The organism is Limnohabitans sp. (assembly GCF_040401135.1).
In the GTDB taxonomy this organism is placed as follows: Bacteria; Pseudomonadota; Gammaproteobacteria; order Burkholderiales; family Burkholderiaceae_C; genus Limnohabitans.
This window is the reverse complement of the sequence record NZ_JBBAOV010000021.1, coordinates 1-21,422: the sequence shown is the minus strand read 5'-3', so window position 1 is coordinate 21,422 and position 21,422 is coordinate 1. Positions and strand designations below refer to the sequence as shown.

At 56.9% G+C, this 21,422-nt stretch carries 22 protein-coding genes; 11 read left to right on the top strand and 11 right to left on the bottom strand.

Going from position 1 to position 21,422, the window contains the following annotated elements; genetic code table 11:
- Nucleotides 1-4 precede the first annotated feature (4 nt).
- From ABWP81_RS07420 to ABWP81_RS07405, 4 genes are all read right to left on the bottom strand, one after another.
- On the bottom strand, nt 5-640 hold the full coding sequence (locus tag ABWP81_RS07420; RefSeq protein WP_353140746.1) for an L-threonylcarbamoyladenylate synthase: 636 nt from the start codon (nt 638-640) through the stop codon (nt 5-7).
- A 77-nt stretch (nt 641-717) separates the two neighbouring features.
- A complete protein-coding gene (locus tag ABWP81_RS07415) occupies nt 718-1,575 on the bottom strand; it encodes a 3',5'-nucleoside bisphosphate phosphatase (protein ID WP_353140744.1) in 858 nt (285 codons plus the stop codon).
- 4 nt (nt 1,576-1,579) lie between these two features.
- Nucleotides 1,580-2,404: a TatD family hydrolase gene (locus ABWP81_RS07410; protein ID WP_353131580.1), complete on the bottom strand. Its 825-nt coding sequence runs from the start codon at nt 2,402-2,404 to the stop codon at nt 1,580-1,582.
- Nucleotides 2,401-2,931: an Rrf2 family transcriptional regulator gene (locus ABWP81_RS07405; protein ID WP_353131520.1), complete on the bottom strand. Its 531-nt coding sequence runs from the start codon at nt 2,929-2,931 to the stop codon at nt 2,401-2,403. The genes ABWP81_RS07410 and ABWP81_RS07405 overlap by 4 nt, the downstream gene beginning before the upstream one ends.
- A gap of 105 nt (nt 2,932-3,036) precedes the next feature.
- Between ABWP81_RS07405 and nhaR the strand changes: the two genes are divergently transcribed.
- Nucleotides 3,037-3,933 (top strand): transcriptional activator NhaR, encoded by an 897-nt coding sequence (gene nhaR / locus ABWP81_RS07400; RefSeq protein ID WP_353131519.1) that lies wholly within the window; start codon nt 3,037-3,039, stop codon nt 3,931-3,933.
- A 26-nt stretch (nt 3,934-3,959) separates the two neighbouring features.
- On the opposite strand, the gene lolD is transcribed toward nhaR, so the two are convergent.
- Together lolD and ABWP81_RS07390 are read right to left on the bottom strand one after the other, a co-directional pair.
- A complete protein-coding gene (gene lolD, locus ABWP81_RS07395) occupies nt 3,960-4,643 on the bottom strand; it encodes a lipoprotein-releasing ABC transporter ATP-binding protein LolD (RefSeq protein ID WP_353140742.1) in 684 nt (227 codons plus the stop codon).
- Nucleotides 4,644-4,651: 8 nt separating this feature from the next.
- A complete protein-coding gene (locus tag ABWP81_RS07390) occupies nt 4,652-5,923 on the bottom strand; it encodes a lipoprotein-releasing ABC transporter permease subunit (protein WP_353140740.1) in 1,272 nt (423 codons plus the stop codon).
- 73 nt (nt 5,924-5,996) lie between these two features.
- Here ABWP81_RS07390 and ABWP81_RS07385 point away from each other — a divergent pair, with 73 nt between their 5' ends.
- The 8 genes from ABWP81_RS07385 to ABWP81_RS07350 all read left to right on the top strand — a co-directional run bounded on the left by ABWP81_RS07385 (nt 5,997) and on the right by ABWP81_RS07350 (nt 14,565).
- A complete protein-coding gene (locus tag ABWP81_RS07385; RefSeq protein WP_353140738.1) occupies nt 5,997-7,010 on the top strand; it encodes a hypothetical protein in 1,014 nt (337 codons plus the stop codon).
- Nucleotides 7,011-7,014: 4 nt separating this feature from the next.
- Nucleotides 7,015-8,724 (top strand): single-stranded-DNA-specific exonuclease RecJ, encoded by a 1,710-nt coding sequence (gene recJ / locus ABWP81_RS07380; RefSeq protein ID WP_353140736.1) that lies wholly within the window; start codon nt 7,015-7,017, stop codon nt 8,722-8,724.
- A 2-nt stretch (nt 8,725-8,726) separates the two neighbouring features.
- Nucleotides 8,727-9,485: a class I SAM-dependent methyltransferase gene (locus ABWP81_RS07375; protein ID WP_353140734.1), complete on the top strand. Its 759-nt coding sequence runs from the start codon at nt 8,727-8,729 to the stop codon at nt 9,483-9,485.
- A gap of 120 nt (nt 9,486-9,605) precedes the next feature.
- Entirely contained in the window at nt 9,606-10,091 is a 486-nt protein-coding gene (locus tag ABWP81_RS07370) for a tripartite tricarboxylate transporter TctB family protein (protein WP_353131513.1), read from the top strand.
- Nucleotides 10,092-10,108: 17 nt separating this feature from the next.
- Nucleotides 10,109-11,620: a tripartite tricarboxylate transporter permease gene (locus ABWP81_RS07365; protein WP_353131512.1), complete on the top strand. Its 1,512-nt coding sequence runs from the start codon at nt 10,109-10,111 to the stop codon at nt 11,618-11,620.
- Nucleotides 11,621-11,782: 162 nt separating this feature from the next.
- Nucleotides 11,783-13,606, top strand: a complete 1,824-nt coding sequence (locus ABWP81_RS07360) for a gamma-glutamyltransferase family protein (RefSeq protein ID WP_353140778.1) — start codon at nt 11,783-11,785, stop codon at nt 13,604-13,606.
- Nucleotides 13,607-13,628: 22 nt separating this feature from the next.
- Nucleotides 13,629-14,129: an EndoU domain-containing protein gene (locus ABWP81_RS07355; protein WP_353140733.1), complete on the top strand. Its 501-nt coding sequence runs from the start codon at nt 13,629-13,631 to the stop codon at nt 14,127-14,129.
- 13 nt (nt 14,130-14,142) lie between these two features.
- Nucleotides 14,143-14,565, top strand: a complete 423-nt coding sequence (locus tag ABWP81_RS07350) for a hypothetical protein (RefSeq protein WP_353140731.1) — start codon at nt 14,143-14,145, stop codon at nt 14,563-14,565.
- A 32-nt stretch (nt 14,566-14,597) separates the two neighbouring features.
- Here ABWP81_RS07350 and ABWP81_RS07345 read toward each other — a convergent pair whose 3' ends face one another.
- Nucleotides 14,598-16,367: a cation:proton antiporter gene (locus tag ABWP81_RS07345; protein ID WP_353131509.1), complete on the bottom strand. Its 1,770-nt coding sequence runs from the start codon at nt 16,365-16,367 to the stop codon at nt 14,598-14,600.
- Nucleotides 16,368-16,455: 88 nt separating this feature from the next.
- Here ABWP81_RS07345 and ABWP81_RS07340 point away from each other — a divergent pair, with 88 nt between their 5' ends.
- Nucleotides 16,456-17,250 carry an SDR family oxidoreductase gene (locus tag ABWP81_RS07340; RefSeq protein WP_353140729.1) on the top strand — a complete coding sequence of 265 codons (795 nt, stop codon included), beginning with the start codon at nt 16,456-16,458 and terminating at the stop codon, nt 17,248-17,250.
- A gap of 1 nt (nt 17,251) precedes the next feature.
- Here the strand turns inward: ABWP81_RS07340 and ABWP81_RS07335 are convergent, their stop codons facing one another.
- Entirely contained in the window at nt 17,252-18,172 is a 921-nt protein-coding gene (locus ABWP81_RS07335) for a DMT family transporter (protein WP_353140726.1), read from the bottom strand.
- A gap of 106 nt (nt 18,173-18,278) precedes the next feature.
- On the opposite strand from ABWP81_RS07335, the gene ABWP81_RS07330 reads away from it, so the two are divergent.
- On the top strand, nt 18,279-19,262 hold the full coding sequence (locus ABWP81_RS07330) for a quinone oxidoreductase family protein (protein ID WP_353131506.1): 984 nt from the start codon (nt 18,279-18,281) through the stop codon (nt 19,260-19,262).
- 16 nt (nt 19,263-19,278) lie between these two features.
- Here ABWP81_RS07330 and ABWP81_RS07325 read toward each other — a convergent pair whose 3' ends face one another.
- The 3 genes from ABWP81_RS07325 to ABWP81_RS07315 all read right to left on the bottom strand — a co-directional run.
- Nucleotides 19,279-20,034, bottom strand: coding sequence for a 2OG-Fe dioxygenase family protein (locus ABWP81_RS07325; RefSeq protein ID WP_502905522.1), 756 nt, complete (start codon nt 20,032-20,034; stop codon nt 19,279-19,281).
- Nucleotides 20,031-20,531: a signal peptidase II gene (lspA, locus tag ABWP81_RS07320; protein ID WP_353131504.1), complete on the bottom strand. Its 501-nt coding sequence runs from the start codon at nt 20,529-20,531 to the stop codon at nt 20,031-20,033. The genes ABWP81_RS07325 and lspA overlap by 4 nt, the downstream gene beginning before the upstream one ends.
- Before the next feature lie 13 nt (nt 20,532-20,544).
- Nucleotides 20,545-21,422: class I tRNA ligase family protein (locus tag ABWP81_RS07315; RefSeq protein ID WP_353140722.1), on the bottom strand; the 878-nt coding region annotated here is incomplete at its 5' end.

Here is a 21,422-nt window from a genome sequence, read left to right as displayed (position 1 = left end):
CCGTTCACAGGCCCAATGTGCTCAGCGGGCCGCGCCCTCGGCGAATCACCTCGGGGTCACCTCCGCCGTCCATGGGCGTGAGGTCTACCACGGTGGTGGGTTCTAGCGGGCAAGCGCCGGCGTCAATCACGGCGGCAAGATCGTGCTCAAAACGGTCGCGAATTTCCTCGGCGTCGTTCATGGGGTGGGTCTCGCCGGGGGCGATGAGCGTGGTGGCCAGCAGCGGTGCGCCGTGGAGTTCAAGCAAATCGAGCAGGGTTTTGTTCAGCGGCACGCGCAGTCCAATGGTTTTGCGCTGCGGGTGGCTGACGCGGCGCGGCACTTCTTTGGTGGCTTCTAAGATAAAGGTGTAAGCCCCTGGCGTGGCCGCTTTGAGCAAGCGGTATTGGCGGTTGTCCACTTTGGCGTAGTTCGCTAGTTCGGACAAATCGCGGCACATCAAAGTGAGGTGGTGTTTGTCATCCACTTGGCGAATGCGGCGCATGTGTTCGACCGCTTCTTTGTCGTCAAGTTGGCAGACCAAGGCATAGCTTGAGTCGGTTGGCACGGCCACGATGCCGCCACTTTGCAACAACTTGACAGCTTGTTTGAGCAAACGGGGTTGAGGGTTGTCGGGGTGAACTTGAAGAAACTGAGACATGAGCGTGTGCGCCGAAAAATAAGCTGGCTGTGGTGCTGAGCACCCAGCGGTCACCTAAGTTGTGGGATGGCGTGCGGTTATTGAACCCGCTCAGCAAGCGCTTCCCACACGGGGGTGAGTTGGCCGGGTAGCCAAGGCAGGGTGCCGAGGTCGATGCGGCTCTCAGATGGGCTATGAAAATCACTTCCGCGCGAGGCGAAAAGGTCAAACTCTTTGGCCATGTCGGCATAGGTCACGTACTCTGCGGGGGTGTGGCTACCGGTGACCACTTCTACGCCTTGGCCGCCGTAGTTTTTGAATTCGGTGAAGAGCGCAAACTCTTCATTGGGCGTGAAACCATAACGCGCAGGGTGTGCGATGACAGCCATACCCTTGGCTTGCACGATCCATTGCACCGCGTTTTTAAGCGATGCCCAACTGTGTGGCACAAAGCCGGGGTTGCCTTCGGTCAAAAAGCGGCGAAACACCTCGTTGGTGTCTTGGCAAACACCCGCTTCGACAAGGAAGCGGGCAAAGTGGGTGCGCGAAATCAGCTCGTGGTTGCCTGCGTATTTGAGGGCGCCTTCGTAAGCGCCGTGGATGCCCACTTTGGCGAGTCCTTCAGACATTTCTTTGGCCCGTTCGCCACGGCCACCGCGTGTTTGGAGCAAGCCTTTTTGGAGCTGCGCGTCGTGTGCGTCAAAACCAAGGCCCACGATGTGAACCGTTTTGTTGACGAAGGTGATTGAGATTTCCACGCCCGTGAGGTAGTGCATGCCGTTGGCCTTTGCTGCGGCCAAGGCGCGATCTTGGCCACCCACTTCGTCGTGGTCAGTCAAGGCCCACAGTTCTACTCCGTTGGCTTTGGCGCGTTCGGCCAATTGCTCAGGTGTGAGTGTGCCATCCGAAACCACGGAGTGGCAGTGCAGGTCGGCGTTGAGGATGGAAGAAGTCACACATTCATTGTAGGCGTGGCAAGGCAATTCGCGCATTGGCGCGGGTGGCTGCTATCAACGCTTCTAAGGATATGCCGCGCAGATCGGCCAGCACTTGGGCAATACGCGGCAACTCTGCAGGTTCGTTGCGGCCTTGAGGCTGTCCCGCGGCGCGTTGTTCGGCATTGGTGTAGAGCCAATGTGGCGGAATGTCGGGCGCATCAGTTTCCAGCACGATGGCTGAGAGCGGCAACTCGGTGGCCAATCGGCGCAGTTGCAAGGCCCGGTCAAAGGTGAGCGCACCGCCAAAACCGAGCTTGAAGCCCCTTGAGATAAATGCCTCTGCTTGTTGCAAGCTGCCGTTAAAAGCGTGAGCAATGCCGCCCACCACGGGTATGTCACGCAAACCTTTGAGCAGCCAGTCGGCACTGCGGCGCACATGCAAGATGACGGGTAACTGGTGTTGTTGGGCTAGCTTGAGTTGAGCTTTGTAAAACAAGTGCTGTTTGGCCAAGGCTTCGGGTGAGTTGAGCGCTGGCACAAAACCATCGAGACCAATTTCACCCACGGCCACCAAGCGTGGGTCGTGGCGGTGGGCGTGCAGCGCAGTATCCAACTGGACCAAATTCACCTCGGTGGCATCGGGTGTGAAAAGCGGGTGAATGCCTAACGCATAAGCGTCTTGCTGCGCGTGAGCTAGCAGGCGAACAATATCAAAGTTGGCGGCGGATACGGCCGGAATCACACTCATTGCCACCCCTGCGGCACGCGCACGTCGATGCACGTCAGCGCGGTCGACATCAAATTCGGCGGCGTCTAGGTGGGCATGTGTGTCAATCCACATCCTCAGTGGCTGTTGACCCAGGCGTTGCCCAGCGCGAATACCGAGTTGGGCGTTTTGGTTTTGGCAGCAGCTTGCGGCTTTTGGGCAAACACACCGCGCTTGGGAGAGCCGTTACTGGTTGAACGGCCACCTTTGGAGAGTTGTGCTGCGATCAAACTGTGCAAGCTGATCGATTGCATGTGGTCGTCCATTTTTTGATTCAAGCTAGACCAAAGCTCTTCAGCCGACACATAACCGTTTTGCTCGGCATCTGCTGGCAATTCCTCTTTTTCGTCGGGGCTGTTGACTGCATAAATAATGTCTGCCACGCTGATGAGGTTGGCATCGCGGTTGAGGTTGTAGCCGCCACCGGGGCCGCGCGTGCTGTCCACCAAACCGTGCTGGCGCATCTTGCTAAAGATTTGCTCGAGGTAAGAAATAGAGATGTGCTGGCGTTGGCTGATGGCTGCCAATGACACGGGGCCTTGGTGTTGGCGCAAACCCATATCAATCATGGCAGTCACAGCAAAACGGCTCTTGGTACTTAAACGCATGAAATTCTCCTATCGTTGGTGTTATCACTTTACGTAGGAAATTACTTCGTGTAAATTCGTATTTATAAATTTATTCATGCGTAAAAAACGAAGTTAAATGACATTATGAATTTCAAACATTTGTATTATTTTTGGGTCACAGCACGTGCTGGCGGTGTTATGCGCGCAGGTGAGCAGTTACACACTACGCCGCAAACCTTGTCTGGGCAAATCAAATTGCTGGAAGAAAGCTTGGGCCGTAAGCTGTTTCGCAAAAGTGGTCGACAGCTCGAACTGACCGAAGACGGCCGCAAGGCGCTGAGCTATGCCGACGATATTTTTGCATTGGGCTCAGAGCTAAAAGCCGCCATGACCCAGACCCAAGCGGGGGTGCGCACGCTGGAGTTTCGGGTGGGTGTGGCCGACTCGGTGGCCAAGTCGGTGGCCTATCGTTTGCTTGAACCCGCGTTGTCGATTGCCGAGCCCGTGCGCTTGATTGGCAGTGAGGGCAAGTTTCCAGACCTGCTGGCGCAACTGGCTTTGCATCGCCTGGATTTGGTGATCGCCGATGAGCCGCTGTCCAAACGTATCAGCGTCAAGGCGTTTAACCATGAGCTGGGCTCCACGCCCATGAGTTTTTTTTGCACGCCAGCTTTACGCACCACACTGAAAGGCAAGTTTCCTAAGTGTTTGCACGATGCACCCATGTTGATTCAAGGCTCATCTTCCTCTGTGCGGCAACAACTCGATGGCTGGCTAGTGCGCCAAAAAATTCAGCCGCGGGTGGTGGGCGAGTTTGACGACGGGGCGTTGATGACTGCGTTTGGCCGTGAAGGGCGGGGTGTGTTCATGTCGCCCAGCATCTTGGAAAACGAAACCGTGGCGCAATTTGGCGTGGAGGTTCTGGGTCGCAGCGACGAACTGGTGGAAGAGTTTTTTGCGGTATCGGTGGAGCGCCGTATCTCGCACCCGTGCGTAGCGGCGATCACGCAAAACGCGCGTGGACGTTTGTTCAACGGCTAGTTGTTGAATTCAGCGGTTTGTGCTGTTCAATGGTTTTGCAGTACGCCAGCACTCAGGTGCAGCTGGCGGTCGCAACGAGCGGCCAAGGTGTTGTCGTGGGTGACCACCACAAAGGCGGTGTTGTGCTCGCGGGCCAGTTGCAGCATCAGAGCAAACACGTTGTCGGCGGTGCTGCGGTCGAGGTTGCCCGTGGGCTCGTCAGCCAACACGCACGCAGGGCGGGTGACGAGGGCGCGGGCAATGGCCACGCGTTGGCGTTCACCGCCCGACAGTTCGGCGGGGCGGTGGTGGATGCGTGGGCCTAAGCCCACGGCTTCAAGCATGGCCTGCGCTTGGGCACTGGCGGCGGTGCGGTCCATGCGGCGAATCCACAAAGGCATGGCCACGTTGTCGAGTGCGCTGAACTCGGGCAACAGGTGGTGAAACTGATACACAAAGCCCAAATGCTGGTTGCGCAGCTCGCCCAAAGCCGCAGCACTGAGGCCAGCCAAAGCATGACCCATCAAGGACACGTGGCCAGAGGTAGGTGCGTCTAAACCACCCAGCACATGCAGCAAGGTGCTTTTGCCAGAACCCGATGAGCCGACGATCGCCAGCGTTTCGCCAGCATTGACCGACAAGTCGACGTTTTGAAGCACGGTCACATCCAGCGGGCCTTCGTGAAAGCGGCGGCTGATGTTACGGGCGTAAAGAATAGGTGTGTGTGACATTTTTAGCCTCATTCGTAGCGCAACGCTTGCGCAGGGTTGACGCGGCTAGCGCGCCAACTGGGATAGAGGGTGGCCAAGAACGCCATCGCCAGAGATATAAGAGTGATGGGCCAAATATCAGCCGATTGCGGGTCGCTCGGCATGCGGCTAATCAGGTAGATGTCGCGCGGCAAGAAGCTAGCACCCAGCAGTTGTTCAATGGCTGGCACGATGACGTCAATGTTGAACGCCACGCTCAGGCCCAGCAGCAAACCGCCCAACGTGCCCAGCACGCCCACCGTTGCCCCTTGCACCACAAAGATGGCCATGATGCTTTTTGGGCTTGCACCCAGCGTGCGCAAAATGGCAATGTCGGCGCGTTTGTCGGTGACAGTCATCACCAGCGTGGTGACAAGATTGAACGCCGCCACCGCCACGATGAGCGTGAGGATGATGAACATCATGCGTTTTTCTACTTGCACCGCGGCAAACCAAGTGCGGTTTTGGCGGGTCCAGTCGCGCACGATCACATCGGGGCCTAACTGCAGTGCTAAGTCATAAGCCACGCTGCGGGCTTGTTGGCTGTCTTTGATTTTTAGGCGCACGCCCGTGGGCGCTTGAAGGCGAAAGATGCGTTGTGTGTCATCGATGTGTAGCAGCGCCAAAGACGCGTCGTATTCGTAATGGCCCGAATCAAAAATGCCCGATACACGCAGTTGCTTCAAGCGCGGCATGACACCTGCGGGCGTCACTTGCCCGCCGGGGGCGATCAGGGTAATTTGGTCGCCCACGCGCACGCCCATGGACATGGCCAGTTCGCCGCCCAACACGACATTGAAGCTACCGGCCTGCAAAGTGGCACGCACTTCGGGGGGGATTTGCAGGGTGAAGTCGCTTACCTGAGTTTCGGGCACGGGGTCAATGCCGCGCACCATTGCGCCGCGCATGTCTTCGCCGCGCGCCATTAAAGCTTGTTGTGACACGAAGGGCGCTGCAGCGATGACTTGTGAGTTTTGCTTGGCTTGCGCGATCAGGGCATTGACATCGGCAAAACCTTCGCCACCAGGGGCAAATAGCTCGATGTGAGACACCACGGCCAGCATGCGGTCACGCACTTCTTTTTGAAAGCCGTTCATCACGCTGAGAACAATGATGAGCGCAGCAACACCCAGCGCAATGCCCAACATGGACACGCCTGAGATGAACGAAATAAAACCGTTGCGGCCAGCAACTCGGCCCGCGCGCGTGTAGCGCCAGCCAATGAGAAGCTCGTAGGGAAGTTTGGAGGAGGTGGGTTGCATGTGGACTGAATTATCCCGTAGAGAAAAGACAGCCTTGTCGCGATGTGTAGCTGCATCACGGACAATCCAGCCCATGACTTCTGCGCTGACCCTGATTCCGTTTTCGATGTGGACCACGCACGGCCCTGAAGCATCGGTGTTGGCCAAAGCTGATCTGCCTAATTTGCGTGCGTGGTTGGCGAAGGCCCGACGTGTCGACGTGCAAGTGGACGACGTGCAAGAACCGTTGCTCGCTACTTTGTCGCCTCCGCATGAACGTGCTTGGGCGCTTAGCGTTGGCTGGCCTGCGACGGATGGTGCGTTGCCTTGGGCGGCGCGTGCGGCGGCCGAGCATGAAGCCCAGACGAGCCTTGTCAGTTTGACGTCTACCGCATCGCCATCTGGCTGGGCCTTCATCACTCTTTGCAATTGGCACGTGAGCAACGGCCAAGTCACGATGGGCGATCCCGCGTATTTGCAATTGGACGAAGCCACAGACGCCATCTTGTTCAAAGCTATGCAAAGCTTCTTTGCCGAAGACGGGATTGCCTTGCACCCCTATAAGCCGGGCCAGTGGTTGGCGCAGTCGCCGCTGTTGGTCGACTTGCCCACCGCTTCGCTTGACCGCGTCATAGGGCGCAACATTGACCCGTGGTTGGTGGGCTGCCATGTGGCGGCCGATGCGCTCAGCCCCGCAGCCAAACTGCTGCGCCGTTTGCAAAACGAGATGCAAATGCTGCTCTACACCCATCCTGCCAACGAAGGGCGAGGCCTAACCATCAACTCGTTTTGGGTACACGGCACGGGCGCGTTGCCGGTGTCTGCGCTGCAGCAACCAGAACCCACTGTCATTCCAACCCTGCGCCAAAGTGCTTTGCAACAAGACCTTATCGGTTGGTTAGAAGCGTGGCAACACGTTGACGCCCACGTCATCGCACCCATGCTGGCCCGCTTGGCCACGGGTGAGCCACAGCGCTTGGTGTTGTGCGGCGAGCATGAGTTTCATGTGTATGACAGCGCCGCACCATCGTTTTGGCAACGTGTGCGCACGCACTTCGCCCCCATTTCTTTAGACACCGTGTTGGCCGTTGCGCCCCTGAAAGACTAAGCCCATGCAATTCATTCCACGCGACATGCCACCTCGCAGCATTTGGGCACTGGAGCAAGCGGGCGTGCATCCGCTGTTGGCGCGTTTGTATGCCGCACGCGGTATTCAAGATGCAGTTACGCTCGACGCTTCACTCGCGCAACTGTTGCCTCCCACGAGTCTGAAAGGCATTGAAGCTGCCGCTATGCTGCTGGCCGATGCCATGGCTGAGAATAAAAAACTCTGCATCGTGGCCGACTACGACTGCGACGGCGCTACTGCTTGTGCCGTTGCCCTGCGCGGCCTGCGCTTGTTGGGCGCGAAGCACGTGAACTACATCGTGCCCGACCGCGTGGTTGATGGCTATGGCCTCACGCCTCCCATTGCCGAGCGCGTCAAAGCCAGTGGCGCGGACGTGCTCATTACCGTGGACAACGGCATTGCCAGCGTCGAGGGCGTGGCCACCGCGCGCAAATTGGGCTTGCAAGTGCTCGTCACTGACCACCATTTGCCAGCGGCGGTATTGCCCGAGGCCGATGCGATGGTCAATCCCAACCAACCGGGTTGCACGTTCGAGAGCAAAGCACTTGCCGGTGTGGGCGTGATGTTTTATGTGTTGCTGGTCTTGCGTGCGGAACTGCGCAAGCGCGGGGTGTTCACTGCCGAACAGCAACCCAAGTTAGATACGCTGTTACCACTCGTGGCACTCGGCACTGTGGCCGACGTGGTCAAGCTCGACGCCAACAACCGTCGCTTGGTGGCCCAAGGTTTGGCGCGTGTGCGCAAGGGTCAAATGCCAGCGGGTATGACCGCGTTGTTTGCAGCGGCCGGTCGCCCTAGCGAAAAGTGCACCTCTCAAGATTTTGGTTTTGCGCTAGGCCCACGTATCAATGCCGCAGGCCGTTTGTCAGACATGACGTTGGGCATTGAATGCCTCACCACCGACGACGTCGGCCGTGCGACCGAACTGGCCTCGCAACTTGACCGTATCAACCGCGAGCGCCGCGAGATTGAAGGTGACATGCGCGAGCAAGCCCTAGAGCTGGCGCAAGACATGTTTGACCCAGAAGAAGAACCGCCCTCCGCCCTGTGCGTATTCGACCCCGACTTTCACGAAGGCGTGGTGGGCATCGTGGCGGCCAAGCTCAAAGACTTGCACCATCGCCCCACCTTTGTGTTTGCGCCCAGCCAAGCAGCGGGCAAGGGGCATGAGCTCAAAGGTTCGGGCCGCTCCATCCCCGGCTTTCATTTGCGCGATGCCTTGGACCTGGTGGCCAAGCGCCATCCCGAGGTGCTGCTGCGTTTTGGCGGTCATGCCATGGCGGCGGGTTGCACTTTGGAAGAAGACAACCTAGCCACCTTTGAAGAAGCGCTGCAACAAGTTGCGCAAGAGTGGTTGGACGAAGCCACCTTGCAACGCCGCTTAGAAACGGACGGCCCCTTGTTGCCCGAATACCGAATCCCTGAGTTGGTCGACACCTTGTCACGCGAAGTGTGGGGCCAAGGCTTTGCACCGCCCACGTTCAGCGAAGAAGTTGAAGTGTTGGGGCAGCGCTTGGTGGGTGAAAAACATTTGGCGCTCAAACTACGCCACCAAGGTCAGCCCGTGGACGGCATTTGGTTTGGCCGTGTCGATCCACTGCCTGCGTTGGCACATTTGGCGTTTCGCTTAGAAGTCGATGAGTGGCAGGGCAACAAGCGCGTGCGCTTTGTGGTGGAAGGCATGGCGGAATAAAAATGGCAACCAAGAAAAAAAACGATCTCCCAGAAGTTAATTTTTCTGACTACGGCGACATTCGCTATCTGCACCTTGGCACGCCGTGGGTGCAAGGTTCTATGAACATCGACAAGCCCTTTGAGATCGACCTAGAGTACGTGCAACGCATGATGGCGTGGCTTTTGTTTGTGGAGATCGACAAAGTGGGCAAACTGCACGCCATGCAGTTGGGCTTGGGTGCTGCGTCGCTCACCAAGTTTTCGTTCAAGCACCTGCGTATGAAAACCACGGCGATTGAACTCAACCCCCAAGTGGTGGCCGCCTGTCGTCTATGGTTCAAGCTACCTGCCGACAGCGCCAAACTGCAAGTGGTGCTGGGTGATGCCGACGAGGTGGCCAAACACGACCATTGGCGAGGCCAGATTGATGCTTTGCAAGTAGACCTCTATGACCACGAAGCCGCATCACCCGTGCTGGACAGCACAGAGTTTTATGCCGACTGCCGCAGCCTGTTGACGGACGAGGGTTGCATGACGGTCAATTTGTTTGGCCGCAGTTCTAGCTATGAACAAAGCCTTGCCAAAATGGCCAAAGCGTTTGGTGAAGACGCACTGTGGGCCTTCAAGCCCACACGCGAAGGCAACACCGTGGTGCTGGCGCAGCGCACGCCCGTGCATCCCAAACGTGCCGAATTGATGGCGAGAGCCGAGGCTATTCAAGCGCGTTGGCCATTGCCCGCCACTAAATGGTTGCGCGTGTTCAAGCCCTTGAAAGCCTAGGGGCTTAGGGGTTTACCCCTTGCTTTTCATCTTTTAAAAATAGGTGTAACCCACATTCATATTGGCACAGCAAGACCGCCATAATTTGGCGCATATTTGCTTTTGAATAGAGGAGATGAAATGATCAAAAGTCAAAAAGACTTTTTCTCTGGCCTGATGTTTACATTGGTCGGTGCTGCTTTTGCTTGGGGCGCAACCAGCTACAACATTGGAACGGGTGCGCGCATGGGGCCTGGTTACTTTCCTTTATTGCTCGGTATCTTTTTGGCCGTGCTGGGTGGTTGCATCACCTTTTACTCATTGATTGAGCACACCGAAGACGGCGAGCCAGTGGGCGCATTTGCTTGGAAGCCCGTTGTTTTCATCTTGGGTGCCAACATTGTTTTCGGTATTTTGTTGGCCGGCTTGCCACGCTTTGGCGTTCCACCCATGGGTTTGATCGCTGCTATTTACGCTTTGGTCATCATCGCTGGCAAGGCGGGCGATACCTTTTCCCTGAAAGAATCTTTAATACTGGCCACCGCTTTGTCTGTGGGTAGTTACCTCGCCTTCATCATGCTGCTGAAATTGCAGATGCCTGTGTGGCCCGCCTTCATCACTGGTTGAGCCTGGAGAATTAAAAAATGGATTTGATTTCAAACCTTGCAATAGGTTTTGGCGTGGCCTTCACGCCCATCAACCTGATGTATGCCTTGATCGGCTGTATCTTGGGCACGCTGATTGGCGTGTTGCCAGGCATCGGCCCCGTGGCGACCATCGCCATGTTGCTGCCTGCCACTTACGCGCTGCCTCCTGTTTCAGCGCTGATCATGTTGGCTGGTATTTACTATGGCGCTCAATACGGTGGTTCGACCACTGCAATTTTGGTGAACTTGCCAGGGGAATCGTCTTCGGTGGTCACCACCATTGACGGCTACCAAATGGCTCGTAAGGGCCGTGCAGGCCCCGCCTTGGCAGCCGCTGGTTTGGGTTCGTTCTTTGCTGGTTCTGTGGGTACGTTGATCTTGGCGGCCTTCGCGCCTCCTTTGACAGAACTTGCGTTCAAGTTCGGCCCAGCTGAATATTTCTCGCTCATGATCTTGGGCTTGGTCGGCGCGGTGGTGTTGGCTTCGGGCTCTTTGCTCAAAGCGATTGCCATGATCGTGTTGGGCCTCTTGATGGGCTTGATCGGCACCGACGTCAACTCTGGCGTGGCTCGTTTCAGCTTTGACATCCCCGAACTCACCGACGGTGTGGGCTTTGTTGTGGTGGCGATGGGTGTGTTTGGTTATGGCGAGATCATTTCGAACTTGTCAAAACCTGAAGACGATCGAGAAGTGTTCACGGCCAAGGTCGAGGGTTTGTTCCCTACCAAGGAAGATTTTAAGAACATGATGCCCGCTGTGCTTCGCGGCACTGCGTTGGGTTCGTTGCTCGGCGTGTTGCCTGGTGGCGGTGCGTTGTTGGCTGCATTTGCGGCTTACACCATCGAAAAGAAAACCAAGCTGCATCCTGGTGAGGTGCCCTTCGGTCAAGGCAACATCCGTGGTGTGGCTGCGCCTGAAGCTGCCAACAACGCGGGTGCGCAAACCTCGTTCATTCCCTTGCTCACCTTGGGTATTCCTCCCAACGCCGTGATGGCTTTGATGGTGGGTGCGATGACCATTCACAACATCCAGCCCGGCCCACAGGTGATGACCAGCAACCCCGAGTTGTTCTGGGGTCTGATTGCCTCGATGTGGATTGGTAACTTGATGCTCGTGATTCTGAACCTGCCTTTGATCGGCATGTGGATCAAGTTGTTGTCTGTGCCTTACCGCTTCTTGTTCCCCGCCATCGTGCTGTTTTGCGCGATCGGCGTGTACTCGACCAACAACAATACCTTCGACATTTGGATGGTGGCTGGCTTTGGTTTGGTGGGCTACACCTTCATGAAGCTAGGTGTAGAGCCTGCGCCTTTGCTGCTGGGTTTCATTCTTGGCCCCATGATGGAAGAAAACCTGCGTCGCGCCCTGTTGCTGTCGCGTGGTGACTGGACTGTATTCGCTACACGTCCGTTGTCTGCTGGCTTGTTGGCTGCTGCTGCTCTGCTCTTGGTGATCGTGCTGTTGCCGGCCATCAAATCCAAACGCGAAGAAGCCTTCGTGGAAGAGTAACTCAGTTCATTCTGTTGCACTTTCCTAACGGCACCTTCGGGTGCCGTTTTTCATTTGGTCAACATGGGGCTTCGTTTATATTGATGGATGAACGTGTTTTACTTGAATGACCTCAATGATCAATCACACCCAACAGCTGGCCTTGCACTGCCCGCCTCTGGTATGCGCTGCGTTCTAGCCCTTGGGCTATGCGCGTTGTTAGGCGCATGCATTTCGTCCCCTAGTATTACGGGCATTGCACCGCTGCAGCCCGAAATTGCCAGTGGCCTCACACCTAAAACCGATGTGGTGACGCGCAGGTCTGCCGTGGCGGCGGCCAACCCATTGGCCACGCAGGCGGGCTTTGATGTGTTGAAAGCTGGCGGTTCGGCGGTGGATGCTGCCATTGCTGTGCAAATGGTGTTGGGCTTGGTCGAGCCGCAATCAAGTGGTATTGGCGGTGGCGCGTTTTTGTTGCACAGCACAGCGGGTGAGGGTGTGCTCGCCGCTCCGAGGTTGCAAGCCTTCGATGGCCGAGAGACGGCGCCCGCAGCCGCCACCGAAGACCTGTTGCTGAACGCCGAAGGCAAGCCCTTGGCATTTCACGCTGCTGCGGTAGGTGGCCGTTCGGTGGGCACGCCTGGTGTGTTGCGCATGTTGGCGCAAGCCCATTTACAACACGGCAAGCTGCCGTGGGCCCAATTGTTTGAGCCCGCCATCAGTTTGGCTCGCCAAGGCTTTGCCATCAGCCCACGCTTGCATGCACTGCTGAAGGCCGATGCGTTTTTGCGGCTTGACCCAACCGCCCGCGCTTACTTTTACCAACCCAATGGTGAGCCTCACGCCATAGGCCATGTGCTGCGCAATCCAGAGTTGGCTGCGGTGCTGCAACGCATTGCCCTCGAGGGCGTGCCAGCGTTTTACAGCGGTGACATCGCCGAAGCTATGGTGCGTAAAGTGCAGCAGCACCCCAGCAACCCCGGCCGTTTGGCGATGAGCGACCTTGCCAACTACCAAGCAAGAGAACGCATACCGCTGTGCTTTGACCATGCAGCGCTGAGCCGCGTGTATCGGGTGTGCGGTTTCCCGCCGCCTAGTTCGGGTGCCATTGCCATGGGGCAAATATTGGGCATGTTGCAACACACGCCGGCGTCTTTGATGCCCTCGCCAGTGGACACGGTTGATGGTGCGCCCGACCCGCGTTGGTTGCATCTGTACAACGAGGCCACGCGACTTGCCTTTGCTGACCGTGCCCAATACGTGGCCGACCCTGACTTTGTCAGCGGCCCCGGTGGTGAGTGGCAAAGCCTTCTGGCCCCTGCATATCTACGCGACCGTGCCAAGCTCATTCGCCCCACGGCCATGCCGCAAGCTTCGCCCGGTGTGCCTGTGCGCGCTCAAGGCAGCAGCTTTGCGCCCATGGCTGAGCAGCCCGAGTACGGCACCTCGCACATCAGCATCGTCGATGGGCAGGGCAATGCGCTGGCCATGACCACCACCATCGAAGACGCGTTTGGTGCACGCCAAATGGTGAAAGGTTTTTTGCTGAACAACGAGTTGACCGACTTCAGCTTTGCCCCGCGCGATCCGCAAGGCCGCGCGGTGGCCAACCGTGTACAGCCCAACAAGCGCGCGCGCTCGTCGATGTCGCCCACCTTGGTGTTTGACAAAGCCACAGGCCAATTGGTGATGAGTGTGGGCAGTCCGGGTGGCGCCATGCTCATTCACTTCACTGCCAAAACTTTGTACGGCGTGTTGAACTGGAGCCTAAGCCCACAGCAAGCCATTGCGCTGCCCAACTTTGGCAGTGTGGGTGGGCCCTTGGTATTGGAAGGCGGACGTTTTGCACCTGCTACCCTTGCGGCCTTGCGCGAGCGCGGGCAAGAGGTGCGCGAACAAGCATTGACCAGCGGTCTGCAGGCCGTGGTTCGACAATCTAGCAACCAAACAACGTCGTGGGTCAGCGGTGCTGATCCGCGACGCGAAGGTTCGGTCTTAGGTGAATGATGAAAGAGAAAGAAAGTCAGCTATGTTTTTGAACCGAAGTTTTATCAGTACGTGGCGCTCCGTTGTGTTGGGGTCGCTTGCTGTGTTTGTGTTGGCGGCCTCAGGTGTGGCCAGTGCACGTTCACCCATCGATATGGAACACATCTTGGGTGCGGATTTCAACCGTCGCACAGGTTTGCCTACTGGTGGGCACACCCTGCTTAACGGTGATGTGCGCATCATTCCCGGCAGCGAGTCAGCGCCAGACGCCACGGGTGTGTACCGTGCGCAAGTGCAAATGGCTGACCCATCCAAGCCTGGCCTGTGGCTGACCAAAACAGATCGCAATGGCAAGCCCATGCAAAACACCATGTTTCCTAAAGCATGGAATGCCGAGCGCGTGGCGTCTGAGTTAGACGCTGCATGGAACAGCCCCAACAAAAATATCCGTGGCGACAAGTGGAGCGCCCTCACACCCAGTGGTGTGCGCGTCGAGGGCTATACCGCGCCGCGTGTCACGGCGTATCCCGTTTATGCCAAATGATGAGCCAATGACCATGCAACACATTCATTTTTTTTACCACCAAGAATTGCCAGTGCCAGGCTCAACAGCCAAGCCTGTGACTTATCCCGTGTGCGAATGGCGTGCGCCGAAAGGACACGCCATGGATGATGCTCAGCATCCGATCAACCGCTTTGTATGTAGTTGGCTGACCAGTGACATGACCGACGTGGCGCGTTGCGACGAAGCGCTGAGCGCCTTGGCGCAATTGCAAAGCCACAGCTTGGCTGAGTGGTTTGCCGATGGCGATATGTTTTGCGTGGACTTCAAAACCAGTGGCGTGCAGTTCAACCAAAGCAATGTGGGGCCAGAGGACACGGATTGGTGGAATTTGCCAGAAGGCAGATTTGCTTTGACTGAGGTGAACGCTGTGTTGCAGGCCTGGCGTAATTTCTTAGCAAAAGCTACCAAGCATTGAAAATTCAGAGATGAATCGTTTGAGTTGCTGAGTTACCGCAGCTCAATATCGCCCAAACCCTCTTTGTGCTTCAACGCATCGCGCATCAATGCATAGCGCGTCATACGCTGGCCTTGCACCAAACGAATCACACGTTTGAGGGGAATGCCAATGTGAGCCAAGGTTTGACTGGCCAACATGAGGCTGCCTTCAATCACTTCAGGCACCACCTCGGCTGCGCCCGCGGCGCGCAGGTCTTCCAGGTGTTCATCGTCGTGGGTGCGCACGATCACGGGCACGTGAGGCGCGTGTTCTTTGACCCACGCCAACACCTTCAAAGCAGAGGGTAAGTCTGGGTAGGTCACAGCCACGGCGGCGGCGCGCACCAAGCCTGCGGACATGAGGCTGGAGAATTGGGTGGCGTCGCCCAACTCGACGAGGTGGCCGTGGTCGCGACCCATTTGCACGCGCTCAGGGTCAGAGTCCATCGCCACAAAAGGTATTTTTTCTAAGCTGAGCAAGTCAGCCAAGTTGTGGCCGCTGCGTCCGTAGCCGCACACGATGACGTGGTGTTCAATTTTCAGCGAACGTTGTGCCATGCCCGTAAGGGCCAGCGATTGCAGCAGCCAATCGTTGCTGATGAAGCGGTTGACGATGCGGTCGGCATTCATCACCAAGAACGGCGTGGCAATCATCGACAACACCATGGACGCCAAGATGGGGCTCATCCACGCCGCGGGGATGAGAGAGTTTTGCAAGCCGAGCGACAACAACACAAAACCGAACTCACCCGCTTGTGCGAGGTACAAAGCGGTGCGCAGGCTCACGCCCGCTGGCGCACCCGTGAGGCGAGCCAGCACAAAAACCAAACCCGCTTTCAGAAACAAAGGCACCAGCGACAGCAACAGCACCCACGCCCAGCTGTCAATCAACACTTCCCAATCCAGCTTCATGCCGATGGTGATGAAGAACAAGCCCAGCAACACATCGTGGAAAGGTCGAATGTCGGCCTCCACCTTATGTTTGAAATCGGTCTCTGCAATCAACATACCTGCTAGAAATGCACCCATGGCCAGCGACAAACCCGCTAGCTCTGTCAGCCATGCCAAGCCCAGCGTCATGAACAAAAGGTTGAGCATGAACAGCTCATCGCTCTTGCGTTTGGACACGACCTGCAACCACGCCCGCATGACCCGCTGGCCTCCCCACAGCAGCAAGCCCACTAGCGCAGAAGCTTTGAGCATGGCGATGCCAAGCACTCGCCAAATGTTGTGTTCGCCCATGTCAGCCAGCGCGGGGATAAGCACCAGCAGTGGCACAACGGCCAAGTCTTGAAATAGTAAAACGCCCATCACGCGTTGGCCGTGGGGCGACTCCATCTCGACGCGGTCAGACATGAGCTTGACCACAATTGCAGTGCTTGACATGGCCAAGGCACTGCCCAGCGCAATAGACGTCTGCCAGCTCAAGCGCCAAATGTGGCCCAATTCTTTGAGTGCAAAACCCACCGCGAGGTTGAGTAAAAATGCGCCGATCAACGTCAGCACCACTTGACCCAGCCCTAGGCCAAACACCAGCTTGCGCATGCGCATTAGCTTGGGCAGATTGAATTCCAAACCAATGACGAACATCAAAAACACCACGCCAAATTCGGCCAAGTGTTCTACCGCCACCGACTCTTTAGCCAGTGCCAATGCGTTGGGGCCAATCACCACGCCTGCAAACAAATAGCCCAACATAGCGGGCAAATGCAGCAGTCGGCAGGCCACCACGCAGAGCACGGCAGCGCACAGATACAGCAGGGTAAGTTCAAGGGAAGACATGGCCCCAATGGTACTGAGCGTTTGTGACTTGTCCTTTTGTTGTCCTCACATAAACTCAGGTTTTGAGGTTTAAGCGGGGTGTCATTTCATGGATTTAGGACTCAAAGGCAAATGGGCTTTGGTGGGTGGTGCAAGCAAGGGTTTGGGCTTTGGTTGTGCGCAATCGTTGGCGCGTGAAGGCGCTCATGTGGTCATCGTGGCGCGCGGAGCTGAGGCGCTGGAGGCCGCGGCCACAGAGCTGCGCCAATTCGGTGCAACCGTTCTTGCGGTGGCTGTTGACATCACGACACCCGAAGGGCGTAAAGCCATTTGGTCAGTGGCGGGGGGGCCTGGTAAAAACTTTGACATCGTGGTGACCAATGCAGGCGGTCCACCGCCTGGCGACTTTCGCAACTGGGAGCGAGACGATTGGATCAAGGCGGTGGACGCCAACATGCTCACGCCGATTGAGCTGATCAAAGCCACAGTGGACGGCATGGCTGAGCGTGGATTTGGCCGCATCGTCAACATTACCTCCAGCGCCGTGAAAGCACCCATCGACATTTTGGGTTTGTCCAACGGCGCACGTTCAGGGCTGACGGGTTTTGTGGCGGGCTTAGCACGCACGACAAAGCTGGCGGCCAACAACGTGACCATCAACAACCTGCTGCCCGGCGCCTATGACACGGACCGTCTCAGGTCCACCATGAAAGGCGCAGTCGAAAAAACCGGGCAGTCGATGGAGGTCATAGCTGAGGCACGCAAGCAAACCATTCCTGCCCAGCGCTTTGGTCATCCGCAAGAGTTTGGCGACACCTGCGCGTTTTTGTGTTCTGTCCAAGCGGGCTACATCACAGGTCAAAACATCTTGACCGATGGTGGGGCTTATGCGGGGACATATTGAGTTACTGGCGTGACGACACCACAATGCCGCCGATGATCATCACAAACGCAGCCAAGTGATACATCTGTGGCAATTCGCCTAAGGCGATGACCGATAAGGTGGCCGCAAACACCGGCGTGAGGTTGGTAAAAAAACTCGTGATGTTGGGGCCCACGCGTTGCACGCCCAAGCCCCAGCAACGGTAAGCCAAAACCGAGGGACCCGCGGCAACATAAACCAGCGCCGCTACCAAGGGCCAGCTCCAACTGATATGTACATTCACCATGCCTGTGTAGCCAGCCCACTCAGCTGCGGTGAATGCACCAGACCAAGCCAATCCAAAGACGACTTGCGCCATTAAAAAGAAAGCCCAGTTACCCCTCACTTGGGCTGGCTCTTGGGTGTGCGACAGCAGCCAGCTGTACCAAGCCCAACAGACGGTGGCGATGAGCACAAACACATCCCCCAAAACCAATTGCACATGGGTCAGCGCATGCCAGTCCCCGCGGCACAGCACCAGCAGAACGCCCACGATAGACAGCAAGGCCCCAAATATTTGGCGCTTGCGCACCACTTGGTTGAAAAAGAATGCCCCCATGGCCAGCATGAACACAGGTGCGCTCGAGGCGACCAAGGTGACATTCATAGGGGTAGAGGTTTGCAAAGCCAAATACTGCAAGCTGCTGTAACACCCTACGCCCAACAAGCCCAGCAAACCGTAATGCTTCCAATGCGGCCACAAAGGACTGGTGCGTCGCAACACTTGGTGCGCGATGGGCAAGAGCAGCACAAAGGCCAGCACCCAGCGTAAAAAGTTCAGCGTCAACGGAGGGATTAACTCTTGCACCATTCGCCCAACGATGGCATTGCCTGCCCACAAAAGGGGTGCAACCAATAAAAGTGCCGCCGTGCGCGGCGTCAAAGCATGAGGGACGAAAGACATAAGCAAATGACTTTACATGAGCCCCAATAACTTAGGTGACATCTGTGCGACCAAATTCATGGCAGGATTAAAGTCTAAAAATCATTTATCTCTGGAGCATCCCCCCATGACCCAAGCAGTCATCATCGAACAACACGGCGGCCCCGAAGAGCTCAAGCTCGTTGACGTCACCGTGGGCCAGCCAGGCCCTGGTGAAATTCGCATTCGCCACAAAGCCATTGGCTTGAATTTCATTGATGTTTACCAACGCACGGGGGTGTACCCCATGCCGATGCCGCTGCACTTGGGTATGGAAGCCTCCGGCATCGTCGAAGCCGTGGGCGAGAGCGTGACCCACCTGAAAGTAGGCGACCGCGCTGCCTACACCAGCCATCCATCCGGCAGCTACTGCGAAGAGCGCGTGATGCCTGCCAAGTGCGTGTGCAAATTGCCAGACGCGATTTCGTTTGAAACCGGTGCAGCCATGATGCTCAAAGGTTTGACCGCTCAATACTTGTTGAAGAGCACCTTGCCACAAGGCGGCTTGCACAAGGGTGACTTCATCTTGTTCCACGCTGCCGCTGGTGGTGTTGGCCTGATCGCTTGCCAATGGGCCAAGGCTTTGGGCTACCAACTGATTGGCACGGCAGGCAGCGATGCCAAGTGCGAATTGGCCAAAGCCAATGGCGCAGCGCACGTGATCAACTACAACACCGAAGACTTCCTTGTTCGCGTGAAAGAAATCACAGGTGGCAAGGGTGTGAAGGTGGTGTACGACTCAGTGGGTAAAGACACGTGGGACAAGTCACTGGATTGCATCGCACCGTTTGGTTTGATGGCCAGCTTTGGCAATGCCTCAGGTTCACCTGCGCCTATCGCCCCCGGCTTGTTGGGAGCTAAGGGTTCGATCTACCTCACACGTCAAACCGTGTTTAGTCACATCGCTACGCGTGAAAGCACACAAGCGATGGCCGATGATTTGTTTGAAGCGGTGACCAGCGGCAAGGTGAAGATTCACATCGACCAAACCTACCCATTGGCCGACATTGCCCAAGCGCACCGGGACTTGGAAGCCCGCAAGACAACGGGTTGCACCATCATCACCTTGTGATGACAGCGCTGGCTTTTTAGGCGCTGGGCTCAGCGTCCTGAAACTTGTCAGCGCGGCAGGTCAGCACCAGCGTATCGCGGTGGCCACCCTCAGCCAAGGGCTGAATGGGCGTGCTTTCGTGAATCACGCGGGTGTCGTCTAGCAACAGCAAAGACCAAGGCTCATGCAGGGTGAAGCGTTCGCCTTGTGGGCCATTGGCTTCAAACACGCGGGTCTCGCCACCTTTAATGTGGCTGCGGTTGACCATGAACACCGCCACAAAATCCACGCCATCGCGGTGGGCGCCTTCGGGTGTGGGGCGGCCAATTCCGTCTGTCGTGTCAATGCGGAATTGATGGGCCTCGATACACCATTTGGTGTGGGGTGTGCCGTGCACTTGGCTTGCCGTGTTGGCGAGTGCCGTGAGCAACTTGGCCCACGCTGGCGACGTCACGGTGGCTGCGTGCATGGGTTCAAACCAGCGCTCCATGCCGCCGTGCAGTGCGTTGTAGTCGACCGATTGCCAATGTGCGCGATGCGGCACTTGGGCCAAGACTTTGTGTTCAAACACAAAACTGCTGTGCAAGCGGCGCCGATAGCGGCCACCGTCTTTGAGGTAGTTGTCGGGCGGCATGTTGTTCCAGCTTGGCGACAGGTCTTGCAGTGCGTCCAATGTGCAATCCGCCCATTCGGCCACATCGGCGGCGCTTAAGACGGCATAGCCATTTTGTTGGACAGTGGCTGTGAGTTCTGAAACAGAAACGGTTTGAGGTGAAAGTATTTGCATAGTCAGTGTCCGCGGCGAACGCGCAGCACTTCGTCCAAGATGAGGCAAGCCGCACCCAGCGTGATGCCACTGTCGGCAATGTTGAACGCTGGGAAGTGAATGCCAGCGTAATACAAATCAAGAAAGTCCACCACGTAACCGTACATTACGCGGTCAATCACGTTTCCCACAGCGCCGCCCAAGATGCAGGCGATGGCAAAGCCAAACAGTTTTTGGCCGGCGTGCTTTTTGAGCATCCACACCATGGCGATGGTGGCCACGATACCCAGAGCCGTGAAGAACCAACGCTGCCAGCCACCCGCGGTGGCGAGGAACGAAAACGCAGCGCCTTCGTTGTGTACGCGCACGATGTTAAAAAAGCTGCTGACCGCAAACCCTTCGCCCAACTGATAGGTGCTGACGATGAGCACTTTGGTGAATTGGTCGGCCAAGAGAATCAAAGCAGCAAGCCCTAACCACACCCAATAAGAGGTGGTGCTGCGAATGAAGGTGTGGCGTGCCATGTGTGTGCTCTCCTTAGGCGAAATGACGCACTTCACCGTCGCCGTGCAAGTTGCTGTCGCAACGGCCGCACAAGGTGGGGTGAGCGGGGTTGTATCCCACATCGTCGCTGTAGTGCCAGCAGCGGTCGCACTTGGCTGCGGCGCTGGATTTCACCTCGACGGTTAAGACTTCGCCTTCGCCTTTGATCAAGGTGACTTTGGAGGTGATGAACACAAACTTCAAATCGTCGCCCAACGAGGCCAGCGCGTCATATGTTGCGCCATTGCAGTGGATGGTCAGCTCTGCTTGCAGCGATGCCCCCACCAAACCCTCGGTGCGTTTGTTTTCGATTTCTTTGTTGGCGATTTCGCGCACTAGCTGCACGGTACGCCACTTGTCCATCAAGGCCGCATTGCTTGCACCGAGATCGGTGAAAGTTTCCAAGAAGATCGACTCAGACTTGCCAAACGTCGTCCACGCCTCTTCAGCCGTGAAGCTGAGGAACGGGGACATCCAGCGCAGCATGGCGTGGGTGATTTGATGCAACGCGGTTTGTGCGCTGCGGCGTGCAAGCGACTTGGTGGCGGTGGTGTACAGACGGTCTTTGAGCACGTCCAGATAGAGCGCGCCCAAATCTTCCGAGCAGTACAGCTGCAACTTCGACACCACGGGGTGGAACTCATACGCATCAAAGTGGGCGCGAATGTCGGCTTGCACTTGTGCAGCACGCGACAGGGCGTACTTATCGATTTCCAGCAAGTCGTTAAACGGCACGCTGTCTGTGGCGGGGTCAAAGTCGCTCACGTTGGCGAGCAAAAACTTCAGTGTGTTGCGAACGCGTCGGTAGGTGTCCACCACACGGGCCAAGATTTTTTCGTCAATGTTCAGGTCGCCCGAGTAGTCGGTGCTGG

Coding starts and splice junctions, on each gene's coding strand:
- ABWP81_RS07355 (WP_353140733.1), top strand. CDS start 13,629: ATGTTTTTGAACCGAAGTTTTATCAGTACGTGGCGCTCCGTTGTGTTG.
- ABWP81_RS07390 (WP_353140740.1), bottom strand. CDS start 5,923: ATGCAACCCACCTCCTCCAAACTTCCCTACGAGCTTCTCATTGGCTGG.
- ABWP81_RS07350 (WP_353140731.1), top strand. CDS start 14,143: ATGCAACACATTCATTTTTTTTACCACCAAGAATTGCCAGTGCCAGGC.
- recJ (WP_353140736.1), top strand. CDS start 7,015: ATGCAATTCATTCCACGCGACATGCCACCTCGCAGCATTTGGGCACTG.
- lolD (WP_353140742.1), bottom strand. CDS start 4,643: ATGTCACACACACCTATTCTTTACGCCCGTAACATCAGCCGCCGCTTT.
- ABWP81_RS07335 (WP_353140726.1), bottom strand. CDS start 18,172: ATGTCTTTCGTCCCTCATGCTTTGACGCCGCGCACGGCGGCACTTTTA.
- lspA (WP_353131504.1), bottom strand. CDS start 20,531: ATGGCACGCCACACCTTCATTCGCAGCACCACCTCTTATTGGGTGTGG.
- ABWP81_RS07370 (WP_353131513.1), top strand. CDS start 9,606: ATGATCAAAAGTCAAAAAGACTTTTTCTCTGGCCTGATGTTTACATTG.
- ABWP81_RS07365 (WP_353131512.1), top strand. CDS start 10,109: ATGGATTTGATTTCAAACCTTGCAATAGGTTTTGGCGTGGCCTTCACG.
- ABWP81_RS07420 (WP_353140746.1), bottom strand. CDS start 640: ATGTCTCAGTTTCTTCAAGTTCACCCCGACAACCCTCAACCCCGTTTG.
- ABWP81_RS07330 (WP_353131506.1), top strand. CDS start 18,279: ATGACCCAAGCAGTCATCATCGAACAACACGGCGGCCCCGAAGAGCTC.
- ABWP81_RS07375 (WP_353140734.1), top strand. CDS start 8,727: ATGGCAACCAAGAAAAAAAACGATCTCCCAGAAGTTAATTTTTCTGAC.
- ABWP81_RS07345 (WP_353131509.1), bottom strand. CDS start 16,367: ATGTCTTCCCTTGAACTTACCCTGCTGTATCTGTGCGCTGCCGTGCTC.
- ABWP81_RS07360 (WP_353140778.1), top strand. CDS start 11,783: ATGCGCTGCGTTCTAGCCCTTGGGCTATGCGCGTTGTTAGGCGCATGC.
- ABWP81_RS07405 (WP_353131520.1), bottom strand. CDS start 2,931: ATGCGTTTAAGTACCAAGAGCCGTTTTGCTGTGACTGCCATGATTGAT.
- ABWP81_RS07340 (WP_353140729.1), top strand. CDS start 16,456: ATGGATTTAGGACTCAAAGGCAAATGGGCTTTGGTGGGTGGTGCAAGC.
- ABWP81_RS07385 (WP_353140738.1), top strand. CDS start 5,997: ATGACTTCTGCGCTGACCCTGATTCCGTTTTCGATGTGGACCACGCAC.
- nhaR (WP_353131519.1), top strand. CDS start 3,037: ATGAATTTCAAACATTTGTATTATTTTTGGGTCACAGCACGTGCTGGC.